20 protein-coding genes are annotated in these 24,403 nt (G+C 56.0%); 7 read left to right on the forward strand and 13 right to left on the reverse strand.

Annotated features, from left to right (window positions below):
* Positions 1 to 47 precede the first annotated feature (47 nt).
* On the reverse strand, positions 48 to 773 hold the full coding sequence (gene queC / locus SMB34_RS16735; RefSeq protein WP_037991782.1) for a 7-cyano-7-deazaguanine synthase QueC: 726 nt from the start codon (positions 771 to 773) through the stop codon (positions 48 to 50).
* A gap of 125 nt (positions 774 to 898) precedes the next feature.
* Complete coding sequence (locus tag SMB34_RS16740) at positions 899 to 1,741, reverse strand: class I SAM-dependent methyltransferase (RefSeq protein ID WP_051682368.1); 843 nt, start codon at positions 1,739 to 1,741, stop codon at positions 899 to 901.
* A gap of 295 nt (positions 1,742 to 2,036) precedes the next feature.
* Between SMB34_RS16740 and SMB34_RS16745 the strand changes: the two genes are divergently transcribed.
* On the forward strand, positions 2,037 to 3,293 hold the full coding sequence (locus SMB34_RS16745; protein WP_051682369.1) for an ImmA/IrrE family metallo-endopeptidase: 1,257 nt from the start codon (positions 2,037 to 2,039) through the stop codon (positions 3,291 to 3,293).
* 12 nt (positions 3,294 to 3,305) lie between these two features.
* Positions 3,306 to 3,782 carry a DUF4411 family protein gene (locus SMB34_RS16750; protein WP_240478856.1) on the forward strand — a complete coding sequence of 159 codons (477 nt, stop codon included), beginning with the start codon at positions 3,306 to 3,308 and terminating at the stop codon, positions 3,780 to 3,782.
* A gap of 32 nt (positions 3,783 to 3,814) precedes the next feature.
* Here the strand turns inward: SMB34_RS16750 and SMB34_RS16755 are convergent, their stop codons facing one another.
* Positions 3,815 to 4,429: a superoxide dismutase family protein gene (locus SMB34_RS16755; protein WP_240478857.1), complete on the reverse strand. Its 615-nt coding sequence runs from the start codon at positions 4,427 to 4,429 to the stop codon at positions 3,815 to 3,817.
* Positions 4,430 to 4,818: 389 nt separating this feature from the next.
* Between SMB34_RS16755 and SMB34_RS16760 the strand changes: the two genes are divergently transcribed.
* Positions 4,819 to 6,228: a hypothetical protein gene (locus SMB34_RS16760; RefSeq protein ID WP_156962696.1), complete on the forward strand. Its 1,410-nt coding sequence runs from the start codon at positions 4,819 to 4,821 to the stop codon at positions 6,226 to 6,228.
* A gap of 68 nt (positions 6,229 to 6,296) precedes the next feature.
* On the opposite strand, the gene SMB34_RS16765 is transcribed toward SMB34_RS16760, so the two are convergent.
* Positions 6,297 to 6,971 carry a DUF5610 domain-containing protein gene (locus SMB34_RS16765; RefSeq protein ID WP_007090497.1) on the reverse strand — a complete coding sequence of 225 codons (675 nt, stop codon included), beginning with the start codon at positions 6,969 to 6,971 and terminating at the stop codon, positions 6,297 to 6,299.
* A 387-nt stretch (positions 6,972 to 7,358) separates the two neighbouring features.
* Here SMB34_RS16765 and SMB34_RS16770 point away from each other — a divergent pair, with 387 nt between their 5' ends.
* Positions 7,359 to 10,361: a leucine--tRNA ligase gene (locus SMB34_RS16770; RefSeq protein ID WP_037991786.1), complete on the forward strand. Its 3,003-nt coding sequence runs from the start codon at positions 7,359 to 7,361 to the stop codon at positions 10,359 to 10,361.
* A gap of 84 nt (positions 10,362 to 10,445) precedes the next feature.
* On the opposite strand, the gene SMB34_RS16775 is transcribed toward SMB34_RS16770, so the two are convergent.
* On the reverse strand, positions 10,446 to 11,171 hold the full coding sequence (locus SMB34_RS16775) for a substrate-binding periplasmic protein (protein WP_167332779.1): 726 nt from the start codon (positions 11,169 to 11,171) through the stop codon (positions 10,446 to 10,448).
* A gap of 238 nt (positions 11,172 to 11,409) precedes the next feature.
* On the opposite strand from SMB34_RS16775, the gene SMB34_RS16780 reads away from it, so the two are divergent.
* Positions 11,410 to 12,699 (forward strand): nucleotide sugar dehydrogenase, encoded by a 1,290-nt coding sequence (locus tag SMB34_RS16780; protein ID WP_037991789.1) that lies wholly within the window; start codon positions 11,410 to 11,412, stop codon positions 12,697 to 12,699.
* 12 nt (positions 12,700 to 12,711) lie between these two features.
* Here the strand turns inward: SMB34_RS16780 and SMB34_RS16785 are convergent, their stop codons facing one another.
* Genes SMB34_RS16785 through SMB34_RS16820 form a run of 8 tightly spaced genes read right to left on the reverse strand, consistent with a single transcriptional unit; the run spans position 12,712 to position 20,609 of the window.
* Positions 12,712 to 13,077, reverse strand: coding sequence for an MmcQ/YjbR family DNA-binding protein (locus SMB34_RS16785; RefSeq protein ID WP_037991791.1), 366 nt, complete (start codon positions 13,075 to 13,077; stop codon positions 12,712 to 12,714).
* Between the two features lie 58 nt (positions 13,078 to 13,135).
* Complete coding sequence (locus SMB34_RS16790) at positions 13,136 to 14,227, reverse strand: glycosyltransferase family 4 protein (RefSeq protein ID WP_037991794.1); 1,092 nt, start codon at positions 14,225 to 14,227, stop codon at positions 13,136 to 13,138.
* Positions 14,224 to 14,961 carry a glycosyltransferase family A protein gene (locus SMB34_RS16795; protein WP_007090491.1) on the reverse strand — a complete coding sequence of 246 codons (738 nt, stop codon included), beginning with the start codon at positions 14,959 to 14,961 and terminating at the stop codon, positions 14,224 to 14,226. The genes SMB34_RS16790 and SMB34_RS16795 overlap by 4 nt, the downstream gene beginning before the upstream one ends.
* Positions 14,958 to 16,436 (reverse strand): hypothetical protein, encoded by a 1,479-nt coding sequence (locus tag SMB34_RS16800; protein ID WP_156962697.1) that lies wholly within the window; start codon positions 16,434 to 16,436, stop codon positions 14,958 to 14,960. Before SMB34_RS16800 ends, SMB34_RS16795 begins: the two co-directional genes overlap by 4 nt.
* Positions 16,421 to 17,164: a hypothetical protein gene (locus tag SMB34_RS16805; RefSeq protein WP_037991798.1), complete on the reverse strand. Its 744-nt coding sequence runs from the start codon at positions 17,162 to 17,164 to the stop codon at positions 16,421 to 16,423. The genes SMB34_RS16800 and SMB34_RS16805 overlap by 16 nt, the downstream gene beginning before the upstream one ends.
* Entirely contained in the window at positions 17,161 to 18,300 is a 1,140-nt protein-coding gene (locus tag SMB34_RS16810) for an MATE family efflux transporter (RefSeq protein ID WP_156962698.1), read from the reverse strand. The genes SMB34_RS16805 and SMB34_RS16810 overlap by 4 nt, the downstream gene beginning before the upstream one ends.
* Positions 18,293 to 19,489, reverse strand: a complete 1,197-nt coding sequence (locus SMB34_RS16815; RefSeq protein WP_037991800.1) for a glycosyltransferase family 4 protein — start codon at positions 19,487 to 19,489, stop codon at positions 18,293 to 18,295. Before SMB34_RS16815 ends, SMB34_RS16810 begins: the two co-directional genes overlap by 8 nt.
* Entirely contained in the window at positions 19,482 to 20,609 is a 1,128-nt protein-coding gene (locus tag SMB34_RS16820) for a glycosyltransferase family 4 protein (RefSeq protein ID WP_037991801.1), read from the reverse strand. The genes SMB34_RS16815 and SMB34_RS16820 overlap by 8 nt, the downstream gene beginning before the upstream one ends.
* 140 nt (positions 20,610 to 20,749) lie before the next feature.
* Between SMB34_RS16820 and SMB34_RS20740 the strand changes: the two genes are divergently transcribed.
* Both SMB34_RS20740 and SMB34_RS16830 read left to right on the forward strand, forming a co-directional pair.
* Positions 20,750 to 22,177, forward strand: coding sequence for a WecB/TagA/CpsF family glycosyltransferase (locus SMB34_RS20740; protein ID WP_051682370.1), 1,428 nt, complete (start codon positions 20,750 to 20,752; stop codon positions 22,175 to 22,177).
* 38 nt (positions 22,178 to 22,215) lie between these two features.
* Positions 22,216 to 24,222 (forward strand): GumC family protein, encoded by a 2,007-nt coding sequence (locus SMB34_RS16830; protein ID WP_167332780.1) that lies wholly within the window; start codon positions 22,216 to 22,218, stop codon positions 24,220 to 24,222.
* Positions 24,223 to 24,403 lie beyond the last annotated feature (181 nt).

Here is a 24,403-nt window from a genome sequence, read left to right on the forward strand (position 1 = left end):
GGGGGGGGGGGGGGGAGATAAGGACTCCCGCACAGTCGGGCATCCACTTAGTTCCCGGAAGCCCCAAGGCTGCGCGCCATATGTTCGGCCCGTGCCTGTTTCCAGTAATCGCGATCCACGTAAACCGTTGGATCGGGCACACGGGCAAGTTCAAGTGCCTCGCGCCGCTCCACACAGGTGCCGCAACGCCCGCAATGGGTTTCACCACCCTTGTAACACGACCATGTGCGATCAATCGGAACACCAAGCCGCCCGGCCTCGGCGGCGATATCGGCCTTCGACCCATGAAGGAACGGGGTATAAAGCGACACGTCGCGCACACCCTCAAGGGCGTGGTTCTGCATCGTCTGGAACGATTTGATGAAATCGGGGCGGCAATCGGGATAGATGAAATGATCCCCGCCATGAACCGCGGCTGCCACTGCATCCGCCCCGGCCGACGCCGCAGCCCCGAACGCCACGGCAAGCATGATGGCATTGCGGTTGGGCACCACGGTGATGCGCATGGTTTCCTCGGCATAATGGCCGTCGGGCACATCGATATCATCGCTTGTCAATGACGACCCGGTCAGCAATGCGCCAACCGGTGTCAGATCGACAATGTGATGTTTGACGCCAAGATCGCGTGCGGCGCGCGCGGCGTAATCAAGTTCCTTTTTATGGCGTTGGCCATAATCGAACGAAATCAGGGAATGCAGGTTGTGCTCTGCCGCAACCTTATGGGCCAGCGTGACGGAATCCAGCCCGCCAGAGCAGACGACAATCGTCTTCATATGTCATGTCTTTCGTGTTTTTAACCTGGTGCTACGACAGGGGAAGGAAACATCCCTTCCAAGGCGCGCGGTTTGACACGAAGGTTTGCGGAAATCAAGGGAAAAACGGCGCTTTTAGGCGCAGTTTACCCCTTAACCCCGGCAAGTACATGAAAACAAATCGGAACCTGAAAATGCCCGTCCGTCACATAGGGACGCAGTGCTTCGAACATCGCGGCATCAATCGCCCCGCGTTCCGCATCCGACGCTTTTCGCAATTGCGGCCCAAACAGCATTTCCATCTGCGGCTTCCAGAATGCCGCGCGTTCCGGGATGCGCCCGGCGGGGTTGTGGGTGGTGAGGGTGACATCACCAAACCCGGCGCGTGCCATGCGCGCGGTGGCGGACGTGGGATCGGCAAAGCCAAACAGATCAAGCCCGGCATCGGCAAAACCGGTGCCCAGCATATTGCCCAGAACCCCATCCATGGCGGCAAATAACGGATTATCGACCAGCGGCGCCCAGAGCATGAAAGCCGCCCGGCCACCGGCACGCAAAACCCGGCTGGCATCGCCAAGGGCGGCATCGGGATCATTGCAGAACATCACGCCAAACCGGCACGAAATCGCATCCATCGTGCTCGCGCCAAAGGGCAGCTTTTCCATATCAGCCGCAACCACCGACAGATTGCCAATCCCCTCGGCCCCAGCGCGTTCCGCCAATCCGGCACACATGCCCGGCACGATGTCGGATGCGATCACTTGGCCGTGCAGGCTTGACTCATCCTCACCAGCCAGCATTCGCGCAATCCCGAATGCCGGTTCCCCGACCCCGGACGCCAGATCAAGCACAGCCAATCCCCGACCGTCGGCGGCGCGCGCCAAAGCTGGCAGATCAAGTGCAGCGATCAAATGCTGGTTGATCTTCTGTGCTGCGGGGGCGAGTTGATCCGCCCAGTTCAGCCAGTCTGAGGAGAGGTGGTGCCACATTACAGAAGTGCTCTCTTAAAGCATTTATTGAATTCAGAATGTTGAATAATTCTAGAAGGATTTCTTCTGAAAATCTCGAAGTTAGAGACTCGTTACATATATGATTTTTAAGTTCCTGTAGAGGCTATCTGATTGTCAGTGCTAAGAAAATTCTAACTTGGCATTTTAAGGGATAGGTATGGTTGAATTGCCATCCCAGTTGCAGATTTTTCCCGTAATCTAATTTTAGTATGTATACTTGAACCTAGGCCTCGGCTATTTGGTCGAGGTGTATGTTGGAAGTGCACGCAAAGCGATGAAAAGAGCAAACAACATAAACCCTGCAATGCTCGTTTGGGCGAGGGAAACCGCAGGCTACACGCTTGAGGAGGCGGCAGGAAAACTGCGTCTTTTTTCTTCCGGGAAGGGAACTGCAGAGGATAAACTGCGTGCGCTAGAGGCCGGGGATGTTAAGCCAACTCGTCAGCAACTGATGAAAATTTCAGAGGCTTATCGTCGTCCACTAACTGCCTTTTATAGAAATAACCCTCCTCCCAAAGGGGAGAGAGGGGAAGATTTTCGTACTCTTCAAGGTGGGGTTTCGAGACAAGAGGATGGTCTTCTAGAGGCACTCCTCCGAGACATTCGTGTGCGACAAGACCTTGTTAAGTCTTTACTCGAAGACGATGAAGACTTTGAAACACTGCCATTCATTGGTGCCGTGACGATACATCAAGGCATTAGCCATTCAGTTGATTATATTCGGCAGCTACTAGGAGTGGATGATGTCGTTTCCCTGCAACACGGGAAACGCACCCCTGACGAGTTTTTCAGCGATCTAAGAAATCGAGTTGAAGCGCTAGGGGTGTTTGTCGTCCTTGCCGGAAATCTCGGGTCTCATCACTCGAATATCAGTGAACGTGTATTTCGAGGCTTTGCAATTTCAGACGAAATTGCGCCTTTCATCGTTATTAACGATCAGGATGCAAAAGCGGCTAGATCGTTCACGCTCATTCATGAGTTTGCTCATATTCTTCTCGGTGCTTCGGGAGTGAGTGCAACGCCAGTTGCTGATGCGAGAACTGATCCACTTGCGATAGTCGAGCGGTTTTGCAATGACGTTGCGGGCGAGTTTCTACTGCCCGAATCTACTCTATCACGTCTCCCATCAACGATCTCAGAGCTAGATATTATAGAAACAATTGTTGCTGATATTTCTTCTAGGAGAAAGATCAGTGAGGCGATGGTTGCATATCGGTTCTGGCGAACAGGTCGAATTTCGGTTGAAGCTTATAGAGAATTAGCATCTCGATTTGCTGCGCGATGGCAACGGCTCAAGCAACAGGCAAGGGAAGAGCGACAGCCAGATCAACGTGGCCCTTCTTACTATACGGTTAGGAAACATAAGCTTGGCAATGCTCTTATTGAACTTGTTAACCGAACTCTAAGAGCAAATGAACTCACGCACACTAAAGCAGCAAAAATGCTTGGAGTTAGTACCAGTTCAGTTGAGCCTCTGCTAAGGCGATCAAGCGGTATGGAAAACACCATGTTCCGAAGTGGGGGGCGGTAGAGTTTGCTATATTTGCTGGATGCTAACGTTTTGATTCGAGCTCATGAAGACTATTATCCGGTTGATAGGGTTCCCCCATTCTGGGAATGGATTGAGCAGCAGGCAGCAAATGGCACAGTTAAAATGCCGTTAGAAATCTATGCGGAAATTGCAAGAGCTACTGGTTTACTGAGTGATTGGATAAATTCCGAAAAAATCAGAGAGGTTCTGTTATTGGACGAGGAAGTTGACCGAGCAATCTTCAATAGTGTTATTGACCAAGCCTATGCTCCAGACCTAAATGACCATGAATTTGAAGAAGCCGGACAAGATCCATTTCTTGTTACATATGCGCTAAACGCACCTGATCGGGTCGTGGTTACCAAAGAAGTTTCCAAAGTATCAAAAAGGAGGGGACGGACTAAAGTTCCGGACGCCTGCAATGCAATGGGAGTTCGATGGATAAACGACTTTGAATTTTATCGAGAACTCGATTTCCGCATTCGCTGATTGTTCCTCAGAATAACCAACCAACTTTTCATCTACTCAATCACCGCACAAGCAATCCGGTCGCCGGCATCGCCTGAAGGTTGAGATTTATAGTCGTCGGCTCCGGCATGGATGATGACGGCCTTGCCGTGGATGTCGGTTTCGCCGGTGCCGTCTTCAAAGCGCACGGCGTTATTGAGGATTTGGGCGTAAAGCGCGCCCTTGTCATTGACATACTGGTTCATCATGTCGCCCGCATGCGGGCCGTCGGCAAATTCGTGGCCGTGGGATTTGTTCATCGGGTTGAAATGGCCGCCGGCGGATTTAAAGCCGCCCTGCGCATCGCATTCGCCGTTTTCATGGATATGAAACGCCACCCACTGACCGGGCGGGAGGTCGCGAAGTTCGATCTTCAGGATCGCGGCATCCGGCACGCCGTTGACCGTCAGCGTCCCGATTTCCGCACCACTTGTATTGATAAAGCGTGACTGGGCTTCCTCGCCCGCCCTCGCATGGCCGGGCACAAGTGCCATCGCTGCACCAAGGGCGAGAAGTGCTGCCGTGGCGGCGGTCGCCAGTGCCATGTGGCGGGCATCATTGGCATTGGTGGTGATGGGAATGGCGGTGGCATTTGATTTCTGGCGGCAGATGTTTTCGCGATGGAACATGGGAAATCCTCTGCTGTTGCGGGCGGGTCAGTGGGCGGCATGGTGCCGGTTTGGCCGTTCTTTGAAAACCTGTCTTTGTAAAACCGGTGGGACCGGGTTTTGTTCCGTAAATCTTTGACCTTTTGGTTGAATTGCGGCCGGAGTATTGGCGGGGTTTGAGGCTATTTTGTGGGACGATGGGGTCGATCCCGCGTGGGAGCGCGGGGCGGCATGGACTCCCGCCTTCGCGGGAGTGACGAAAGGGGAGCGGGGAGTTCGGGAGTGATTGTGTCGACGGCAAGTGCATGAGGGAAAGGCCGCCGTCACAAGGGCGGGTCTGGGAGCGTCAGGTTTGAGGCGGCGCGGGCCGCCGTATCACGGCATAACCAGACGGAGTGCAGGCGCAGACCATGGCAGAGGAGAATGACCGGCAATCTTCGGGGGCTCCGGCACGGCCGCCGTTATCTGGTGCATCTGGCAGCGGCGTAGGCGCAAAAGGATTGGGAGATCTGATCCGGCGTGTTCTGTTTGGCCGGGTTTTATATGTTCGCGGGGCGGCGATTTTGGGCTCTGTCATGCTGATCGGGTTGGTGGTGGTTCTGTATGTCGGGTTTGTCGTGACGCTGTTTGCCGGATTTACTGCCGATATCCAGCGCGAGCTTTTAAGCCGCGAGCTTGAGCTAAGCTCGCCCGGCGATCTGGAGCGGCTGGTGTTTCAGGGCTATCACGAGGCGCAGCTTAAGGGCGATATCCATGCGATGCGCACCGAAATCAGGATGCTTGACGCAAGCGCGCTTGCCGCCGCCCGGCACGGATTGGCCCTGCGCCAGGATGCGATTGCCGCGTGGCGGGCGGCGTTTGATCTTTATGCCGGATTGGGGGCGGTGGTGGCCGAACAACCGGGCAGGTTCGACCCGGACTTTCGCATGGCTTATCTTGGGGCGCTTAATCAGGCGTTCGCCTTTCTGGCGCAAAGCGATTTCAGTGCCGAGGACGGGCGACCATCGCCCGATAATGCGCGCACCGACGAGGGCAAGGAGGTGATTGCCAACCTGGATAATGCCCTGTCGCAGATGGCGTTGACCCCGGGGGTAAACGAGGGCTTTGCGACCGATATCCGCAGCCGGGTCGATGCGATCAAAAATGCGGTGATGAGCTTTGGCGAGAAGGCAGCGCGCGCCCAGGTGGCCTGGGCCAATATCACCGCCGAACAGGCGCAGGCCGACCGGCTGCGCGCCAGCCTGAGTGCGGAGCTTGCCGACCTTAGAGGAGAACATGCCGCCCTTTGGGCGGACGAGGATGCGACAGATGAGGGCGGGCGACGGTCGCTGGTCGCCCTGTTTCAGCAGCCGCTTGGCGGGGTATTGTCGCTTCTGCTTCAAATGCCTGGCATTGTCCTGACGCTTTTGGTGACGGTGGCGGCGGGCGGCCTTGGCTCCGTCGTCAGCTTTACGCGTCGCTATCGCCGGGTCGGGGTGGCGGATGTGGCGAACAGGGATGAGGATGGGGCAGAGGTAGCAGAGGTGGCGGTGGTGGCACCCGAAACCGGCTTTGCCGCCGCAGGCCACCTGATGGTGATGACGGGGGAGGGGATTGCGGCCGCCATCGCGATTTTCCTGTTTACCGAGGCCGGGATGCTGATGGTGACCCAAGGCGGCCCGGACGGATCAGGCAATATCGAAATCAGCGCGTTCCTTGTGACCTTCATGGCGTTCGTGTCGGGCTTCATGGCCGAGGATGCGTTTAACAAGATACAGGATGCTGGCCGGAAGCTGTTTCGCGTTGGCGGCGATGACGGGCCGGGGGCGGCGGGGATGTGAGGGCGCAAAACAAAACCGGCAGGGGATGTGCCTGCCGGTTTGGATGGGTGAGGCTATGATCGCGAAGATCAGATCGCGGAAGTGCCGTAACGCGGGGCGTTACGCTGCGCATTGGTGCCAGCCTCGGCATAGGCCTGACTTGCCTGTGCGGTCTGGGTGATCTGCGACTGGAGCACCTGCTCATCGCGTTCCGGCGTTGTATCGGCCGCTTCCTTGGCCGGGCTGCTTTCAAACAGTTCGGTCAGGCGGGCTTCGATGGATTTCAAGCCTTCATTCAGGCGGTCTTCGGTTTCGTTGATATTGCCATTGATCGTGTCATTGAGCGCGCCAAGGCCGTCAAGGAAGTCGCGGGCCTGTTCCAGACCCTTGGCGATGCCCTCGCTGGCCTGATCAAAAATCTCGCGGGCTTCTTCGGGGCTGCTGGCGTTCGAGGCGATCAGATCACCGACACGGGCCAGAATGCGATCAGCAACTGCTTCGGGGGTGTAATCGGTGGGATCGACGCCCTGGATCGACAGGCCGGTCGAAGACAGGCTTTCATTGATCGCCGAAACGATCTGATCGGCCGAAAGAAGATTGCCTGACTCAGAGGACAGCGAAACCGAGGTCGCGCTGGCGAAGGCGGAGGCAATAGAATTGTTCGACCCGGATTTCGAGTCGTCATTACCGGGCAGGTAAGACTGCGCGCTGCGGCTTGAGCCGTTTGCTGCCTGCGATGTCAGTCCGCCGATGGTGATATCCATGCCGTCCTCCCTGGACGCGGGTTGTGGGTGTATAAGTCCTTGATCGGGCTTGATACACGGTGATTTCCTGATGGCCTGCGCGGGCACCTTCTTGGTGCGGATCGCGCGCCGGAAGTCTTTACGGGCGGTTAATATCGCACAATCAGGGCGAAAAGGCCATAGCCAGTTATATTAGGTCCGGTTGGGCGATGTGCAAACCCGCCATGCGTGATACGCGGGTTTTCGGGCTTGCATCCGGGCCGGTTGTGGCGGTTATCCTGCACTCTGATATTGCAACAGGGGCCAAGCCCGATTATTGAACAGGGTTTGGTTAATCAGAATTGATGATCCGGATCGTGTCGAGGTTTACTCCGCATCCGGTATTTTGAGCTTAGGAGCTGTTTGACGGTGGCGAACTATCAGGAAAGTGCGCGCGAATTTGAAAAGCGCTGGCAGGATTACTGGCGGGAAAACGATACCTATCGTACCCCCAATCCGGGCGATGCCGATTTCGACGCCGCCAAAAAGAAAAAAGTCATCCTCGATATGTTCCCCTATCCAAGCGGGGTCGGTCTTCATATCGGTCATCCGCTGGGCTATATCGCCACCGACGTCAAGGCACGGTTCGAACGCATGCGCGGCTTTAACGTGCTGCATTCCATGGGATTTGATGCGTTTGGCCTGCCAGCCGAACAGTTCGCGATCCAGACCGGCCAGCATCCGCGCATCACCACCGAAGCCAATATCGAAAACATGCTGCGCCAGTTGGAGGTGATCGGCCTTGGCCATGATCCGCATCGTCGCTTTGCATCGACCGATGTCGATTATTACAAATGGACGCAGTGGATTTTCCTTCAGCTTTTCAATAGCTTCTATGATCCGACCGTCGAATGGAAAGGCCCGCAGGGGCAGACCATCACCGGGCGGGCCCGCCCGATTGCCGAGCTTCGCGGGCTGCTTGAAAGCGGGGAATGGTTGTTGGATGAAGACGGTGTGCCGCAACCGAAATCGCTGATTGGCGAGGGCACGAAGGCAGAAGGCAAGGAAATCGACCGCGCGATTGATCGCGGGCGTCTGGCCTATGTTGACGAAGTGCCGGTCAACTGGTGCCCGATGCTGGGCACGGTTCTGTCAAACGAGGAAGTCACCAACGAAGGCAAATCCGAACGTGGGGATTACCCGGTTTACAAGCGCCCGCTGAAACAGTGGATGTTGCGGATTACCGATTATGCCGATCGTCTGGTTGCTGACCTTGAAGGGCTTGATTGGCCCAACGGCGTTGTCGAGATGCAGAAAGGCTGGATCGGTCGTTCGGTCGGTGCGCGGGTCAATTTCCCGGTGGCACTTGCCGATGGCGGCAAAGACAAGATTGCGGTCTATACCACGCGGCCCGATACGATTTTCGGCGCGACCTATATGGTGCTCGCCCCCGAACATCCGCTGGTTGATGCGCTGACGACAGCCGATCAGAAGGACGCGGTTGCTGCCTATCGCGCCGAGGTCAAATTGGCCGGTCCGGTATCGTCCAAGGACGAAGCCAACCGGGAAAAGACCGGCGTGTTTATCGGGGCCTATGCCACCAACCCGGCCAATGGGCAGCAGATCCCCGTCTGGATTGCCGATTATGTCCTGATGGGCTATGGCACAGGCGCGATCATGGCGGTCCCGGCGGGTGATCAGCGCGATTTCGAATTTGCCCATAAATTCGGTCTTCCGATTGTCGCCACCACCAAACCGTCGGAAAGCTGGCTTCGGGCCAATGCACCGGATGATGCGGCCGATCTTGACGATGCGGCATTGCTGGCGCGCTATGAAACCGCACCGGGCGATTTCAAAATCGCGCAGACCGATATCGGCGATACGATCAATTCCGCCAATGACGAGGTCAGCCTGAACGGGCTTTCGACCCCGGATGCCAAGGCAAAAATCATTGAGTGGCTGGAAGCCAAGAATATCGGCCGCGGTCGGGTGCAGTACAAACTGCGCGACTGGCTGTTTTCGCGTCAGCGTTATTGGGGTGAACCGTTCCCGGTTCTGTTTGATCAGCAAACCGGACAGGTGCATGGCGTGGCCGAGGCAGCCCTGCCCGTCGTCCTGCCGGAAATGACCGATTTCAAGCCGCAATCGAACGAGGACCCGAATTCGGAACCCGAACCGCCTTTGGCGCGCGCCAAAGAATGGATGGAAGTCACCGGGATCGTGCTTGCCGATGGTTCGGTCCTGCCGGTGGATGCGGCGGTGGGGTCGACCCACAGCCATGCCGGTGCAGATTACGAAGTGCGTTCGTTCCGTCGTGATGCGAACTCGATGCCGAACTGGGCCGGTTCGTGCTGGTATTATCTGCGTTATTTCGACGCACAAAACGATCAGGCCTTTGCATCGGATGCGGCAGCGGTCTATTGGGCCAATACTACCGATGACAATGGCAATGCCAAGCCCGGCGCGGTTGACCTTTATGTCGGCGGGGCGGAACATGCGGTGCTGCATCTGTTGTATTCGCGTTTCTGGCACAAGGTGCTCTTTGATCTTGGCTATGTCGCCACACCCGAACCGTTCCAGAAGTTGTTTAACCAGGGCATGATCACGGCCGATGCTTATACCGACGCGCGCGGCGTTTATGTCGACATCCATGATGTTGAAATGCGCGATGTTGACGGCAAAAAGCAGCCGTTCAATGCCAAGACGGATGAGGCACTGATCACCGTTCCGGGCAAGATGGGCAAGCGCTATAAAAACGGCATCCCGCCGGAAGAAATTTGCGATCAGTATACGATTGATACCTTCCGGACGTACGAGATGTATATGGGGCCGCTTGACAGCTCCAAACCGTGGCAGTCCGATGCGATTGTCGGCATGATGCGTTTCCTGTCCAATGTCTGGAAGGTCGCAACCCAGATGGAACGCACAAGCGACGTCGATGGCAAGATCGAAACGCTTTTGCATAAAACCATCGCCAAGGTGACCAACGACATCGCTGAATTGCGGCTGAATACTGCGATTGCAGCATTGATCGAACTGACCAACGCCATGACCCGCCAGAATGCGGTGCATGACGATCATGTTCGTTCGCTTGCCCTGATGGTCGCGCCCTTTGCGCCGCATCTGGGCGAAGAGCTTATGAGCCGTATGGCAGAGGCCGAATTTGGTTCCAAAAAATCGGTGATCAAGTTTGACTGGCCGGTATTTGATGCCGAAAAGGCCAAGGACGACGAATTTGAAGTCCCGGTTCAGGTCAATGGCAAAAAACGCGGCTCGATCATGGTGGCGGCGGATGCCGATCAGGCAACGGTCGAGGCAATGGCAAAGACCGATGAAAATGTTGCCCGCCATCTTGAAGGCATGCAGATCGTCAAGGTGATCTATATCGCCAAGCCAACCCCGAAACTGATCAATATTGTGGTCAAGGGGTAAGCCCAGCCTTAATCGACAATGATGATGAAACGGGGTGCGTCAGATATGGCGCACCCCGTTTGGCATTCGGGGATCGTTGGCTGTTTAGCGGGTGGAACCCGGAAGTGAGGGGAGGCAGTCATTACGCCAGCTTTCATGTGGCAGATCACGTTCGAGCAAGGAAATATCGGGTAAAACGTCGCTTCGTCCGAAAATTCCCGCCAGCGTTCCGTCACACAGCATGTCGTAAACAGCCCGGTTAAATATGGCGCGATTTTCAATACCTTCGCGGTTGGCCTGAAACAGGGAAAAGACATTTTCCGTTGTGAGCGGGATGTCAAGAGTATCGATAACCCCGGCAAGTCCGAGCTGATCGCGAATGTGAAGCCCCGAAGACCTCTCGATGATGGCAGCATCAAGCCGGTTGTTGGCAATCATGCTCAGCAAGGAATGGTCGCTGGGAACCCGTTCGAAATCGACATCCTGACGATTGATGATGGCGGGTGGATAATGATAGGCCGAAAGCCCGACCCGCAATCCGGCCAGACCGTCGGGTGAGGTGATCGCGTTCTGACCAAATTGGCCCGGTTTGTAGAAAATCAGATTCTCGCGCAGGTAATACGGCACGGATGCCAGCGAAACCGGTAATTCGCTAAGCGACGGGAAGGCACCCAAGGCATCGTATTCGCCGGCAACAAAGGACTGTACCGCTCGACGGGGTGGTAGAATATCAATGATGATTTTCTGGCCGGTCCGCGCAGCCACTTCTTGATACATGCGAATGAATGTCCCACGCGCCGGACTTTCGGCCATCATCGGGATGTAAGGCATTACAACGCTTATGCGCGCAGCTCCTGCCCGGCCTGTGGCGGGCATTCCAGCAACAAGACAAAACAGGAAAAGGCAAATCAGATAGGGGATTTTATGCATGGATAACAGTCTGATTTCGAGAACTCGTAGGTTAACACATATTTTGCGATTGCCTAAAGCGGATACCGTTCCTCTTTTATTGACGGTTGAGCACGTGCTGGCTAGAAGTCAGGCAGAATTCAATTTCAAGGGTTGAGCAATGAGCCACGGTCGCAAGATTTCGGTTATCGGTCTGGGATATGTCGGTTTGCCGGTGGCGGTGGCCTTCGGGATCGAAATCGGACGTGTCGTGGCGTTTGATATCAACAAGTCGCGCATTGCACAGCTTAAGGCAGGGCATGACGCAACCGGCGAGGTTGATGATCATGAGCTGGCAGCCGCCGATTTGTTGCTGAGTGATAATCCCGAAGATTTGCGTCAGGCCGATTTCCATATCGTGACTGTGCCGACCCCAATTGACAAATCAAACCGTCCTGACTTGTCGCCATTGCGATCTGCATCGAAAACCGTTGGTGCAATCCTTAAGAAGGGCGACATCGTTGTTTATGAAAGCACGGTTTATCCGGGCGCGACCGAGGAAGAATGCGTGCCGATCCTGGAGCAGCTTTCGGGGTTGAAGGCGGGGATCGATTTCACGGTGGGTTATTCGCCTGAGCGCATCAATCCTGGAGACCGCGAACATCGCTTTACCACCATAACCAAGGTTGTGTCGGGGCAGACGCCTGAAACGCTTGAAATCGTTGCGGCAGTTTATGGATCTGTCGTCAAGGCTGGGATCCACAAGGCACCGACGATCAAGGCCGCGGAGGCCGCCAAGGTGATTGAAAATACCCAGCGCGATCTGAACATTGCGCTGATGAACGAACTGTCGCTGATCTTTGATCGGGCGGGTATCGATACCCGTGATGTTCTGGATGCCGCGGGCACCAAATGGAACTTCCTGCGCTTTACGCCCGGCCTTGTCGGCGGGCATTGCATCGGGGTTGATCCCTATTACCTGACCCACAAATCAGAGGAACTTGGTTATTACCCGCAGGTGGTTCTGGCCGGTCGTCGGGTGAATGACGGTATGGGCGAGGTTGTCGCCAATAAGGTCATTCGGGCGTTGTTGCGCGAAGGAGCGACCAAGAACCCTACTGTGACGGTGCTTGGCCTGACCTTTAAGGAAAACGTGCCCGACATTCGAAATACGCGCGTGATCGATATCATCCGCTCGCTCGAAGATGCCGGGATAAATGTTCAGGTCCATGATCATCATGCCGATGCCGAGGAAGTTCTGCATGAATTCGATGGTCTGAAATTGTGTGGTGATGCCGACCTGAAACCGGCGGATGCCGTCGTGCTGGCGGTGTCACACCGGGAATATGTTGCCAAGGGGTGGCCACTAGTGGAGGGGCTTTTGAAGGATGGCATCGGCTTCGTTGCCGATGTGCGCGCCATTCTGCCGCGTGACGACGTGCCCGCAGGCATCGACCTTTGGCGGTTGTAAAAGCTGCGCCGTTTATTCCTGATACAGATTAAGCTCGCGCTGCATCTTTTTGGTCAGGCCGCGCGAGACGATTTTGTGGGATTCTGCCAAATGGTCACGCAGGCTCGCATCATCAAGTCCCGGTGCGTCATAATGCTGGACCCATTTCATCCCGCGCGAGGCAAGATACGGAGCAGGGCGCAAACCTGGTTGTTCCTTTAAAACCTCGTAGGCGATGTCGGATACCTTGAAGGTAATGCCAAGCGTATGACCCGTGGTCCAGCCGCCAATCGCAAAGACCTTGCCGCCGACTTTCCAGACATCGGCACCGCCCCATTGCACGACATGGGTTGTCACGGGCAGCGATTGGCAAAATGCGTTGAATTCATCGCGGGTCATGACGGTATCTTTCACGATTAAGGCTTGCTGGATATTTGGGCAGGCGTGGTTAAAGAGATCAAGAAATGATTTCCTTGATCAGTTGTTGAAGTTCCTTCTCAAACCGATCTGTCCGGAAGTTCTGGTTGCAAAAGGCCTTTGCAGCCCGCGCCATTTCGTGGGTTTTGGTTGGTTGGATCAGGGCATCTGAAACAATATTTGCCAGCATTTCCGGATTGCCGGGCTGGCAGATGCGGCCGGTTTCGCCATCGCGAACGATATCAACCAAAGTTCCGATTGCGGAGCTGATGACGGGAACTCCTGCGGCCATGGCTTCGAGCACGACAAGAGGTTGTGCTTCGTTCGGGGAGCGTGAGGGAAACAGAAAAAGGTTGGCGTTGGATAGAAGTTCGGTGCGGATATCCGCATCGACCGGACCATGATAATGGCAGTGATCCGAAAGGTTCAAATTACGGATCAATTGCGCAAGTTCGCAGGTTGAGAGGTCGCCTTCGGCGCCTGCGATATCAAGCGCGAAATCGATATTACGCTGTTTGAGGATTGCACAGGCCGCCAGCACATCATCGATACCTTTGCTGCGAAAAAGGTTTGATAGATAAAGCATACGCGGCGTTATGGTGCTGATCGGGTCGTGATCGATCATGAAGGCCGTATCGGGCAGGCAATTGGCGATGATTTTTGATCGGCATTGAAGGCCATCAATTTCATTGCGCAACGCCTTGCCCAGAATAATGGCGGTTTGCCCGGCAAAGGCATGGCGTTGCAAAAATGCGGTTAACCATTGGCTGCGCCCGGTTTGCAATCCACGGCCATGCAGATGCAGTATGGTTGCGATGCCAAGGATTTTGGCCGTCATCACATAAAGACAATCGCGATAAAACGCGCCCCCAGTTGGGGCGAAGCAGATATAAAGTGCATCGGGTTTTCGCCGGAGTGCGAGCAATAGTTTTAGCCAAAGTCCCAGAGCCATAAACAGTTTGCCCAATCTCATCCTGGCAATATCGCGGGGATTTTTGGCAAAGCGCATTTCAAGCACTGTCACATCACAGATTTTGCGAAGCGCGACCAAAGCCCGTTCATTCATGGTTGCCGCCCCGTGCATCGGCGGGGGCAGTTGCACCAAGGCAATGATCCGCGGTGGTTTCGTCATCTGCCAATCCCCGACAAACGTTTCAGATCGAAAATGCGCATCCAATGTGGTGGCGCGATAGCCCGGCGATGTCGGGCCAGAACAATGCGTAAAGTTTCTTGATAGACCGGGGCGGGGATGGAGGCAAAATGGCGTGTCTCGGGATTAGTGTTTCGCGTAATCAATTGTCGGCGAAACTGCCAGATGGAGGTCATGGGCAGGCTTGCGACGCGCAGATAAAAATCAAGATCGATGCAGCACGGCAGTACCGGGTCATAGCCACTGGCCATTTCCCAGATATCGCGATGAAACGCCAATGACGAGTGATGCAGCGGGTTGCTGCGATAAAGCCGTGTGGCCGGGATTTGTTGCCACGGGTTGCGGGCGTTTGGTGTGGCTGTTTCCTGTCCTGTGGCGAAGGCAAGGGCGTTTGGACGATCCATGAGAAAGGCGGCCTGTATCGACAGGCGATCCGGGTGAGACACATCATCGATATCCTGAATGGCAATCAGGCGGGTTGTCGCATTGGAAATGGCAAGATTAAGGGCGGCTCCCCTGCCAATCGGGGGGCAGCAAATCAGTTTGACTCTTGTTGCTTGGCCGGGAAGGATGATCGGGTTTACCGAACCATCATCGACAAGGATGGCAACATCCTGCGGGCGGAGAATTTTGTAAAGATTGGCAAAATAGCGTTCCAGAAAGGCATCGCCATCCCGAACCGTGGTGATCACGGTGATCGCATCATCCTTGGTCATGAGGGGCTCCAGACGATGCGAAGTGTTGCGGTGCTTTGGTTCGGGACAAAGATCGTTCTGACCGGGCCGGTTACGGCAAACAGGCCATCATCGGTGATATGGAGCGGATGGTCCGCGATCAGGTGGAGGTTCAAATCGGGGAAATCAATCCGGTTTGAACCGGGTTTTTCGAAGGCCAAGCCGGCGGGGACCAGCAGGCGGAACAGATGCAGGTTGGATCGGCTGTCTGTATCGACCTGATCATGGATGACAATTTCGTTCTCGTTGAATGTGATGTCGCGCTGGCCCCGGCGACCTGCCAGTCTGAATGTGATCTTTGCGGTGCTATCGCTTATCGTGCCGGATGTGAAGGTGCTACACGCCTGTTGACCGGCAAAGGCCGGAAGTGGCAGTGATGCCGGGCCATAAAGGCTTGAAAAGTCTTCTTCGCCGCCGGTGGGAGGCAGGAAAACATGACCGTTTGTGATCAACACCGGCGCGGTCGTGATATCATAGGACGACTTTCCGCGCAGGCACATGCGGGCGTGATAATGGTGGGGGGCGTGGATCAGCAGGAAATCGGCATTGGCGCGAATTGTTGGCGCATGTTCGGGCGAACTATCGATTGCTGCGCGCAGCAGCCAGAAGCCGGTGAAAGCCAGATAATCGTAATGCCGGTTATAGCTGTACCAGCCCGGTGTTTGTGGATTATCCGGGCCGGGATCATCTGGTAAAGGATTGGGGGCAAGCAGGTTGAGCGACAATGTTTCGGTTTGCAGCAAGGTCTGTTCAAGGCGAAACAGGATGGCTTCGGCCTCAGCGCGATAGCCGTGTTTGAGCAGGGCATAAAGGGCGGTCGTTGCGCCAAAGCTCTGTCCGGCACCGCGCCCGACAAGGTTGGGGATGCCTGTTGTTGCGCAAAGTCGGGCAATCAGATCAGTGGCCTTCGCCGCGATTTTGCGTTGGGCTGGCATAGGGCTATCGGTCAGCAAGGCGGTGCAGAAGGCATGATATTGCGCGGAAAAACAGCCGGGGCGGTCCATGAAGACCGGTGCGCGCCAGAAGCGGGTACGAGTATAAAGCCAGTCCAGTTTTGCACGCAGTTTATCCCGCCATGAACCGGATTGGCGGATACGCATTGCAAGGATGTGCCAGTTTGCGACATTGGGCGATTGGTATGGGGCGTTTCGCAAGATGGCATTACGGGTTTCGGCGTTTATTTCCGGGCAGTTTTCCAGCGCGTATTCGATGAATTCGCGATGATAACGCTGGTCCTGGATTTCGGTTTTCAGCGCATTGACGGCCGCCCTAATTTTCGCAGTGTAGTGATCGTCACCAAGGTTTTGCCAAAGGGCGACGGCATAGGCCTTGGCGTAAAAGCTGTGCTGGGGGAAATCGCCATTTTCGAGCTGCTGATTGGCCAGTTGATCGGCAATCAGCCGGGCAAGGCGAAGGCAGCGTTCGTGCAAATCAGATTGCACTAAGCGAAGCGACATGTGACCTCCAGAATCAGGGACTGACTTGATTTCAGCCTGTTAAGCGGGACTGCCTGTATTTCGGGACAGCGTCGGCCAAGTCGTTCGCGCAAGCGCCAGAAAACAGCTTTGCCACCCGGAAAATTCCAGACCAGCTGCGCCAGCCAATTCGGGGCGGACAGGGTGAAAAATCGGTTGGCCCAGCGCAACCAGACGTGATCAACCGGATCGATTGGCAGCAGGCGGGCGTGAATGATCCAGTGATCGCCGCGATCACGCAGATAAATGTAAGGCGTAAAGCGACCGGCCCCGTCATAACGATCAAGCGTGACGGAAATGATTGTGCCATCGGTTCCCATTAGTCGGACGGTGCGGACGGGATGCAGGCGGTATCTGTCACTGTCGGTGTGGTGATATTTGCGACCGGCAATTTCGCCGGATTGAATGGTGGGTTTGTCAAAGATCAGCCGGATGACGGCATCCTGTAACAGCCCATCGCGGCGGGCGGAGAGTGTTGCCCGGATGCGAAGCGTTGCGGGATCAATCCGGCTTGTCTGGTAATCAAGCGCCCAGTCGCCTTCGGCCAGTTGCCAGTGATCGCCAACCTGGTGTGTGTTGCGGCATTGATCGCTGAGCGTGACGAAAGAGTACCTATCAGAGCATTCAAAACTCCAGGGCCCGAAACGGATATCGCCATACTGGCCGGTGATGAGGCGGTTATTGATGATTTCGGCCTGCAATTTCTTCATGCCGGTTTGTTCCGCAAAATGGGATTGCGGTGACATATCGCGATCAGGATCAGGCAGAGGCTCAGGCGAAGCTGCATAATGATCACAGCATCGGTTTCATGAGGGGAAGTCGGAAGAAGCACGCCTGAGACAACAAGAAGAGCAAGGCAAATCCAGCCGGGGAAGAGCTGGTTTTCGGTTTCCTGTGATATCAGGATTTGACGCGAGACCATCGCAAGCAGCACGGGCCAGAAGGCCCCTGTGCGCAACAAGGCGACGAGGTTGACATTGACAGTGCCGTAAAAAAGCAGGGCAAGCGTTTCGGGCAGCATCAGAAGTGTTGCAGTCATGGCAAGTGGTGGTGCGATCAGCCAGATATCGCGGAGCAGCCCGGCCTGCTTTTTGGCAAATAATGCCGCCGAAATGCTGGCGATGATCGCCGCCGTGATCAGGAAGATGCGTTGGGCCAGCATCAGATTGGCGTGCGCTGTGTTGGGCAGATTTTGGCCGAGCAGCACGAAATCAAGATTGGGGAGTGCGCCAGCCAGCAGGGTGAAGCCGATCAGATTGATCATCTGGCTGTGGGTGATTTTGGTTATGGCAGTTGGGTGAGAGGCATGATCGCGAAGGGCAAGCAAGGCACCCGCGATCAGGCTTGCCAGTGAGATTGCTGGTGCGATGGCAAAGAGGGCCAGATTGCTTTGGGTGACGATGGCAACGAAAGCGACGGTGATTCCGGCGATTTGTCCTAGAACGGCGATCAGGGCGATTTTGGAAAGTTGACCGCGTGCCGTAATGATCCAGTCCGGGGCGAGAGCCGCGACCGTGGGCATCAGAAGGATCGGCGATGGGGGGATGTCTGTCGTGATGACGACAAACGCGGTTGCCGCGATAGCAAGTGTAAGGCGAAGCGCGCAAAGGGCGAAGGCGGCGCGGTACTGGTTTGCCTGATAGAACCGGATCAGAAGCAGGCCGCATCCGGCCTGCGCGATGGTTACGGCAAGGCCGATGGTGGCAACGGCCGCGAAATAGGCCCCTAACTGATCAGGGGCGAAATGATGGCCGATCAAAAGTAGAATGATCATACCGCCAAGGCGTGTGATCAGATTGGCTGAGAGCATCCAGAGCGGATAAATACACGTGCGGAACCTATGCATGGTGGGCAAGAACCCTTTCATAGGCGGCTTCGGATCGGGTGCCGTAATCCATGGTGATATTGGTTGCGATCAGGTCGCGGGCGGCGACGCCAAGTGCCTGAACACGTGCCGGAGCGGCATGCAGGGCATGTATGGCGTCAATCAGAGCGTTGCGATCGCGGGGCTGGATCAGGACCCCATTTTTTTGATGGGTAATTGGGCTTCCGGCATCTGGGGTCGTGATCACGGCACAGCCAGCCGCCATGGCTTCAAGCACGGCAAGACTGCTGCCTTCGGACAGGCTGGGGAAGACGAATATATCGTCGGAGAGCAAGTGCTCGGCAAGCTTCGCCTGTGGCATTGCACCGTGCCAGACGCAACCCTGCGGCAGTTTGGAAAGATAGGCGAACGCACAGGGCTGTGCCGCACCGATCAGATCAAGCGTGATGGAAGGCCCATGACGGGTGCGCAGCGCACGGAAGGCTTCGATCAAAATTCGGATGCCCTTGGCAATCGAGATATTGCCGACATAGAGAAGGCGGGTGATGCCGGGATTTTGTGTCGTTCGTTCGGCCTTGACCAATTGAGAACACAGGCCGGACGCAAAGGGAACCAGATGAATGCGTGCCGGATCAATGCCGCATTCTTCAAGTCCGGCGGCAACCACGTCGGAGGGGGCAAAAACGCCATCGGCAAATCGGGCTTCTGCGATGCGGCGGCGGGCAAGGAAGTTTGATATCTCGCGATAACGCAAACCGTGATGGTGATATTCGTCGGCGAGCTGGCGATGGCGGACCGGGGCAAGCTGGCCGGTGACATCCGAAATGATCGTCATGCCATGTGCACGGGCAGCTCGCATGGCGGGAAGGCTGTAATTTCCCTGACCGTGGAGGATACGGGCATCGGGCATATGGAGCCGCGCCAGCCATGACAGAGGCAGATCGGAATAGAGGTTTCGCGCGGGAAGGTGAAGCTTTTGTGCGAGCTTTCCCATAATATCGGGCAAGAGATGTCGGCCGGGAACATTGGAAAGATGTGGTTCCACCCGCCGGGCCGGCGGGGTGAGAAAAGCGCTACCGTCATGACGCCAGAAACTGTCCCAGCGGACCAGCCGGTTATGGTGTGCTAGATGGGCGGCGAGAATGCGGAGCTGGTCATTGCGGCCAATCATCCAGACCGGGGCATCACGGACCAAAACGCGGTTATGCATCAGGCACCTCTGCGCTGTTTGCCATCTTGCAAGCCCGCAAGATGGTTTCGGCGTGATGGGCGGGGGTGTTGTTGGCGATGCGGGAATGCTGCCGGGCTTGGGTTTTCTGCCATGCGGCGCGATCACTTAGCAATCGCGCGCAGGCCGTCATCCATGCGGGCACGATGTTGCAAGGCAGAATTTCGGCGGTGCCGAGAATATCGGGAACGCAGCCGACCCGGTTGCTTGCGAGGGCGACGGTGCCGCATGCAATGGCCTCGATCACGGTGACACCATAGGCATCATTGCGGCTGGGCAGGAGGCAGAGTTTGGCCTGCTGATAGATGCCGGGCAATTTCGCCGGAGGTATTTCGGGCATATGGTCGCTGGCCTTGCTCAGACCTAGTCCCGCAAGCCGGTTTGCAAGGTCATTCTGGTCGCAGGCCCCGACGATCTGGATACGCTTTGCGTGGCCCTGACGATGTAGTCCGGCTGCAATTTCAAGGAAGGTTTCGAAGCCCTTGGATAATGTTGGCCTTCCGCACCATAAAAGATCGACGGGACGGTCATCAAAGCCGTGAAGATGATTGGGAGCCGTGAAGGAAGGCGGGATCGGGGCGACCAGGATATTGTTTCTGACCTTGCCGGATTCGACAAACCAGTCTTGGCCATTTTCCCCGGCGGCAATGCAGATTTTGGCATGCGCGATCATCGTTTTCCGGATGCAATCGCGAAGACGGTTTTGATAGGTGGCGTCCGATCCGGCCCAACCATCAAACTGTAAAATGGTCGGGATATTGTGTCGGCGGGCATAAAGATGTGCCTGCCATTGTGCCAGTCCGAAACCGGCAATGATCAGGACATCAGGCCGGGCGGCGTCAAGGGTGCGGATTAAGCCGAAATTAATCGGGATCACGCGATTTTCACCAAGCGGGATTTTGATGCCGGGCAGGATTGATTGGGCGAAATCGCCGGTCAGCATTGGCCACGCGCGTTGGGGTTCTTGACGCTGGGTGCAGATGACGTGGAAGTCGCCATCTGGATTGCGGGCCGGGTTGCAGGCATGAACAAGGCGGGCCAACATGCCATAGGCGCGTTGCCGGTAGGGCGGAACGATATTCGTAAGCAGAATGATCTTCACGCGCCATCACTCTTTGGTGTTTGTCTTGATGACAAAACAATCATAAGTTACTTTGAATTTCAATGCTTTGTCAGATGGTTGTCGGGGGGCGAACAATTGCAGCCATCACATAAAGGGACATTGGGGAGAGATCGGCGGGGATGACCAGCGACCGAGGGGACTTTTTCGGCCTGATGCTTGATCTGCGCAGGCAGGCGTCATTGGCCGATCACATCTGTTCCAATATCCATCAAGAAGGCTGTTTCCGCCATTTGTCTTTAAATGCGGTCAAATTCGCACAAGCGTGTCGGGATCGCGGTCTTTGGCGTGTTTTGGCACAGGCCGATTGCCTGTCGGCGGATGGGATGGGGATTGTCTGGTCGGCCCGATTACTGGGCCTTGCGGTGCCCGAACGGGTGACCGGCATTGATTTGATGGAAAGTCTTTTGCCAAGGTTTGAGGCGGCGGGACATTCGGTCTTTTTGCTAGGCGCCCGCGATGATGTTCTGCATCGCGTGCAAGCACGCCTTCGCCGCGATTTTCCCGAACTGATCATTGCCGGGGGCCATCACGGTTACGACCCCGATGATGCCAAACTGGCCGAAAAGGTTCGAGCCAGCGGTGCGGACGTGGTGTTTGTTGCCCTTCCCAGTCCGCGCAAGGATGCGTTTGTGGTGAATTACGGGCCGAAAACCGGATGCCGTTTTATCATGGGGGTTGGGGGGGCGTTTGATGTCCTGGCCGGTGATATCAGGCGGGCACCAGCGATGATGCAGCGATGCGGGCTGGAATTTGCATGGCGCATTGCCATGGCACCGCGCACGATGGGGCCACGGTATGGCCGCGGGCTTTGGCGGTTTGCCGGGGGTATCATTCCGGCAATCTTGCGGGCATGGGCTGGACGATTTTACCGCGCGGCAGGTTGGGTCGTGATTGTCGGATTTGCGATCTGGCTTGTGTTGACACCCGCCGATGCCAGCGGACAGGTGGTTTTACCCCCACCTGAAATCGAAGCGGCCGAGGCAAATGCAAGCCAGATCATGCAATTCCTGACCGATCAGCTATCCGAAAACGACACTGTGGAAATTGACGATACGGTCGATGCCCTGATTGCAAGATTGTTGGGGCGGGATGTGGTTACAAGCGAAGGCAATCTGAGGCCAGAGGATTTCAGGATGGTCTTGCTGGTTCTGGATCGGGTTCTGGCATTGACGCAGATGCTCATGCCCGGTGGGACAGGCAGTTTTCTGATGGAATTGATCGTTATGAAGGCGGTGCTTCGGGTGGTGGCAATGTATCCCGAACCCAAGATGCGTGACGCGATGGCAGCAGGAACGATGCCTGAAATCTCAAGGCGGTTTTTTGATGCGGGATATCGCGCGCAAGCCGTTGCGTCAGAGACAACCGACAATACCAGTCCCGGATCGATATCAAAGCCACCCCAGCCCTTTTTGCCAATTCGTTTCAGCACGTATTACAGGCAATGGGACCCCGCGGCGACGCAAAGCTGGAACACGAGCCTTACGGAAGAAAGGGCAGATACCGATCAGTCGGACTGGATTGAACAGCCATCGGTCAGCCCGCGATGAGGCATTCGGATCAACTGCAAACCGACAAGGATACAGACTTGACGTTGATCGATCTGTTCGCGGTGCTGTGGCAGCGCCGCGGGATTGTGATGCTTGTTTTTGTTGCGGTGTTGATGGTGGCCGCGGCTCTTATTCCCCGACTGATGCCAACCTATCGTTCGGTGGCCGAAATTGCCTTTGTGATCGATCGCGAAGATGCCCCGATAGACGGGGGCGGGGTCGCGCAGCATTTGGAAACCGCAATGGCGGAGCTTCGCGGGAATGAAGTACTTGCAACCGCACTTTCGGTCCTGCGCGGCGAGGGCGTTCAGATCGTGCCCGCGATTGACGGAAGTGAGGGAAATGAAGCAGGCGATAACCGCGTACTTGGTGCCCTGCGATCACGGATCGAGGTGGTGCGCATTGGCAATGCGTCCGTGATCGAGGTTAGTGTGACCGATCATGATGCGGCGCAAAGCCAGAAAATCCTGAATGCCGTTATCGACAGTTACCTTTGGCAGCGCGAAAGTACACGCAAACAGGGACTTCGCGCGAGGTTGATGGAAACGTCCGAACAGCTTTTGGCCGCGAACGCAAAGCTGGCGCAGGCCGAAACCGATCTTTCGGTGTGGCAGCAGCAGGCAGGCTTTATCGAACCCGATGAAAGCCGTTTGATACTGGACCGAATTTATCAATTGAATGGCGCGCTGGAGGTTGCGCGCCGTGATCTGGAACGGGCACGCCTGATGGCCGATGCACGCAAGAATTCGCAGTCGATTGATACCCTTCTGGCCCTGCCACCGATTGCCAATAATGAAACGGTTCGACGGCTTTCTGGGCAATATGACGAGGTACGTCGAAATCATGCGGCATTGGATCAGCGATACGGTCCCAAGCATCCGGCGATGATTGCTGTTCATCGCGAACTTGAAACCGTGCAGCGGCATCTGCGCGATGCCGTGTTGGTGGCGGCAGAGAAGATCGCGCTTGATCTGCGAGATGCGCAAAAACAATATGATGTGATCAGAAGCCAGCGTGATGACTGGCAGGAAAAATTGACTGTCCGCCATGAAAAGGCACAGGGGCAGGCCGCCCTTTTGCGCGCGGTGGAACTGATGCGCAGCGAAGCCGACACGCTTGGCACAACGGAGCAGGAACTTCGTATCGCATTGGCTGCATTTCAAAGTGATGTGACGGTGATGCAGGCCGCAAGCCTGCCTGAAACGGCGGAGTTTCCGACCAGACGCGATTTGTGGATGGCTTCAGTTCTGGTCGCGCTTTTTGCCGCCGTTGTTGCGGGGATGCTAAGACACTATTTCGATCAGGCGATCCATGATGACGGGAAGTTGGAAGACCGGTTTGGTATTCCGCTTTATGCCCGGACTCCGCAAGTTGATGACCCCTTTGCCAGTGCGGTTTCGATGGAGGAAGCGGTTGGCCATCTGGCGGTTTTGGTCAATATCCTTGCCAAAACGCGCGTACATGCGGGTCGCGCCCATGTCAGTTGCATCGGGTCGGCTGTGCCGGGCGAAGGCAAAAGCAGACTGGCGCGTGATCTTGCGACAAGCTTTGCGACTGCGGGGATGAAGACGATTCTGCTTGATGGCGATCTGCGCCACCCAGCGGGATTTGCGCGTGTCGGCAACGTGTCGGATTTGACGGCGGCTCTGGCCGGTGAAGGGACGTTGGAGGACGCCATTCAAAGCGGGGAAGATCGTGAATCCTTTGACTATATCGGTGCGCGGGCATCCGTACCGGGAAGTTTTGCGACCGGCTTGCTTCAGAATGGATTACGGGATGTTCTGGATCTTCTGCGCGGTCGTTATGACCGGATCGTGATTGATAGTCCGCCGGTTTTATCAGTGGCCGATGCGATACTGCTGATGGGGGCGGCGGATGCACGGTTGCTGGTGCTGCGCCGTGGTTACAGCAAACGCCGTGATGTGCGCGATGCCATCAGTCAGTTGAACGCCGCCGGGTTGGTGCCCGATGGCCTTGTCCTGGCTGCCACACGGGGCAGACCGGCGTATGGTCGGGACAATGCCGACAGGGCGGAGAACGCCTGATGCGTTTTCGCCGGACCCCTATATTTGCCGGGCTGGTTTTGATCGGGATCGGTTTGGGCCGCCTTGGGGCTGAGATGGCGGCCTTGCGGAATGTGCCGGATATCGAAGCTGCTTTGCGTGATGGGGATGGAGTTGCCGATTACGCAAAGCAGCACGCGGTCACGGCAGCTTTTAAATCAGG

Origin of the sequence: Thalassospira permensis NBRC 106175 (genome assembly GCF_000714555.1) — a bacterium.
GTDB lineage: Bacteria > Pseudomonadota > Alphaproteobacteria > Rhodospirillales > Thalassospiraceae > Thalassospira > Thalassospira xiamenensis.

Coding starts and splice junctions, on each gene's coding strand:
- queC (WP_037991782.1), bottom strand. CDS start 773: ATGAAGACGATTGTCGTCTGCTCTGGCGGGCTGGATTCCGTCACGCTG.
- SMB34_RS16740 (WP_051682368.1), bottom strand. CDS start 1,741: ATGTGGCACCACCTCTCCTCAGACTGGCTGAACTGGGCGGATCAACTC.
- SMB34_RS16745 (WP_051682369.1), top strand. CDS start 2,037: ATGAAAAGAGCAAACAACATAAACCCTGCAATGCTCGTTTGGGCGAGG.
- SMB34_RS16755 (WP_240478857.1), bottom strand. CDS start 4,429: ATGTTCCATCGCGAAAACATCTGCCGCCAGAAATCAAATGCCACCGCC.
- SMB34_RS16760 (WP_156962696.1), top strand. CDS start 4,819: ATGGCAGAGGAGAATGACCGGCAATCTTCGGGGGCTCCGGCACGGCCG.
- SMB34_RS16765 (WP_007090497.1), bottom strand. CDS start 6,971: ATGGATATCACCATCGGCGGACTGACATCGCAGGCAGCAAACGGCTCA.
- SMB34_RS16775 (WP_167332779.1), bottom strand. CDS start 11,171: ATGCCTTACATCCCGATGATGGCCGAAAGTCCGGCGCGTGGGACATTC.
- SMB34_RS16780 (WP_037991789.1), top strand. CDS start 11,410: ATGAGCCACGGTCGCAAGATTTCGGTTATCGGTCTGGGATATGTCGGT.
- SMB34_RS16785 (WP_037991791.1), bottom strand. CDS start 13,077: ATGACCCGCGATGAATTCAACGCATTTTGCCAATCGCTGCCCGTGACA.
- SMB34_RS16790 (WP_037991794.1), bottom strand. CDS start 14,227: ATGACGAAACCACCGCGGATCATTGCCTTGGTGCAACTGCCCCCGCCG.
- SMB34_RS16795 (WP_007090491.1), bottom strand. CDS start 14,961: ATGACCAAGGATGATGCGATCACCGTGATCACCACGGTTCGGGATGGC.
- SMB34_RS16800 (WP_156962697.1), bottom strand. CDS start 16,436: ATGTCGCTTCGCTTAGTGCAATCTGATTTGCACGAACGCTGCCTTCGC.
- SMB34_RS16805 (WP_037991798.1), bottom strand. CDS start 17,164: ATGAAGAAATTGCAGGCCGAAATCATCAATAACCGCCTCATCACCGGC.
- SMB34_RS16810 (WP_156962698.1), bottom strand. CDS start 18,300: ATGCATAGGTTCCGCACGTGTATTTATCCGCTCTGGATGCTCTCAGCC.
- SMB34_RS16815 (WP_037991800.1), bottom strand. CDS start 19,489: ATGCATAACCGCGTTTTGGTCCGTGATGCCCCGGTCTGGATGATTGGC.
- SMB34_RS20740 (WP_051682370.1), top strand. CDS start 20,750: ATGACCAGCGACCGAGGGGACTTTTTCGGCCTGATGCTTGATCTGCGC.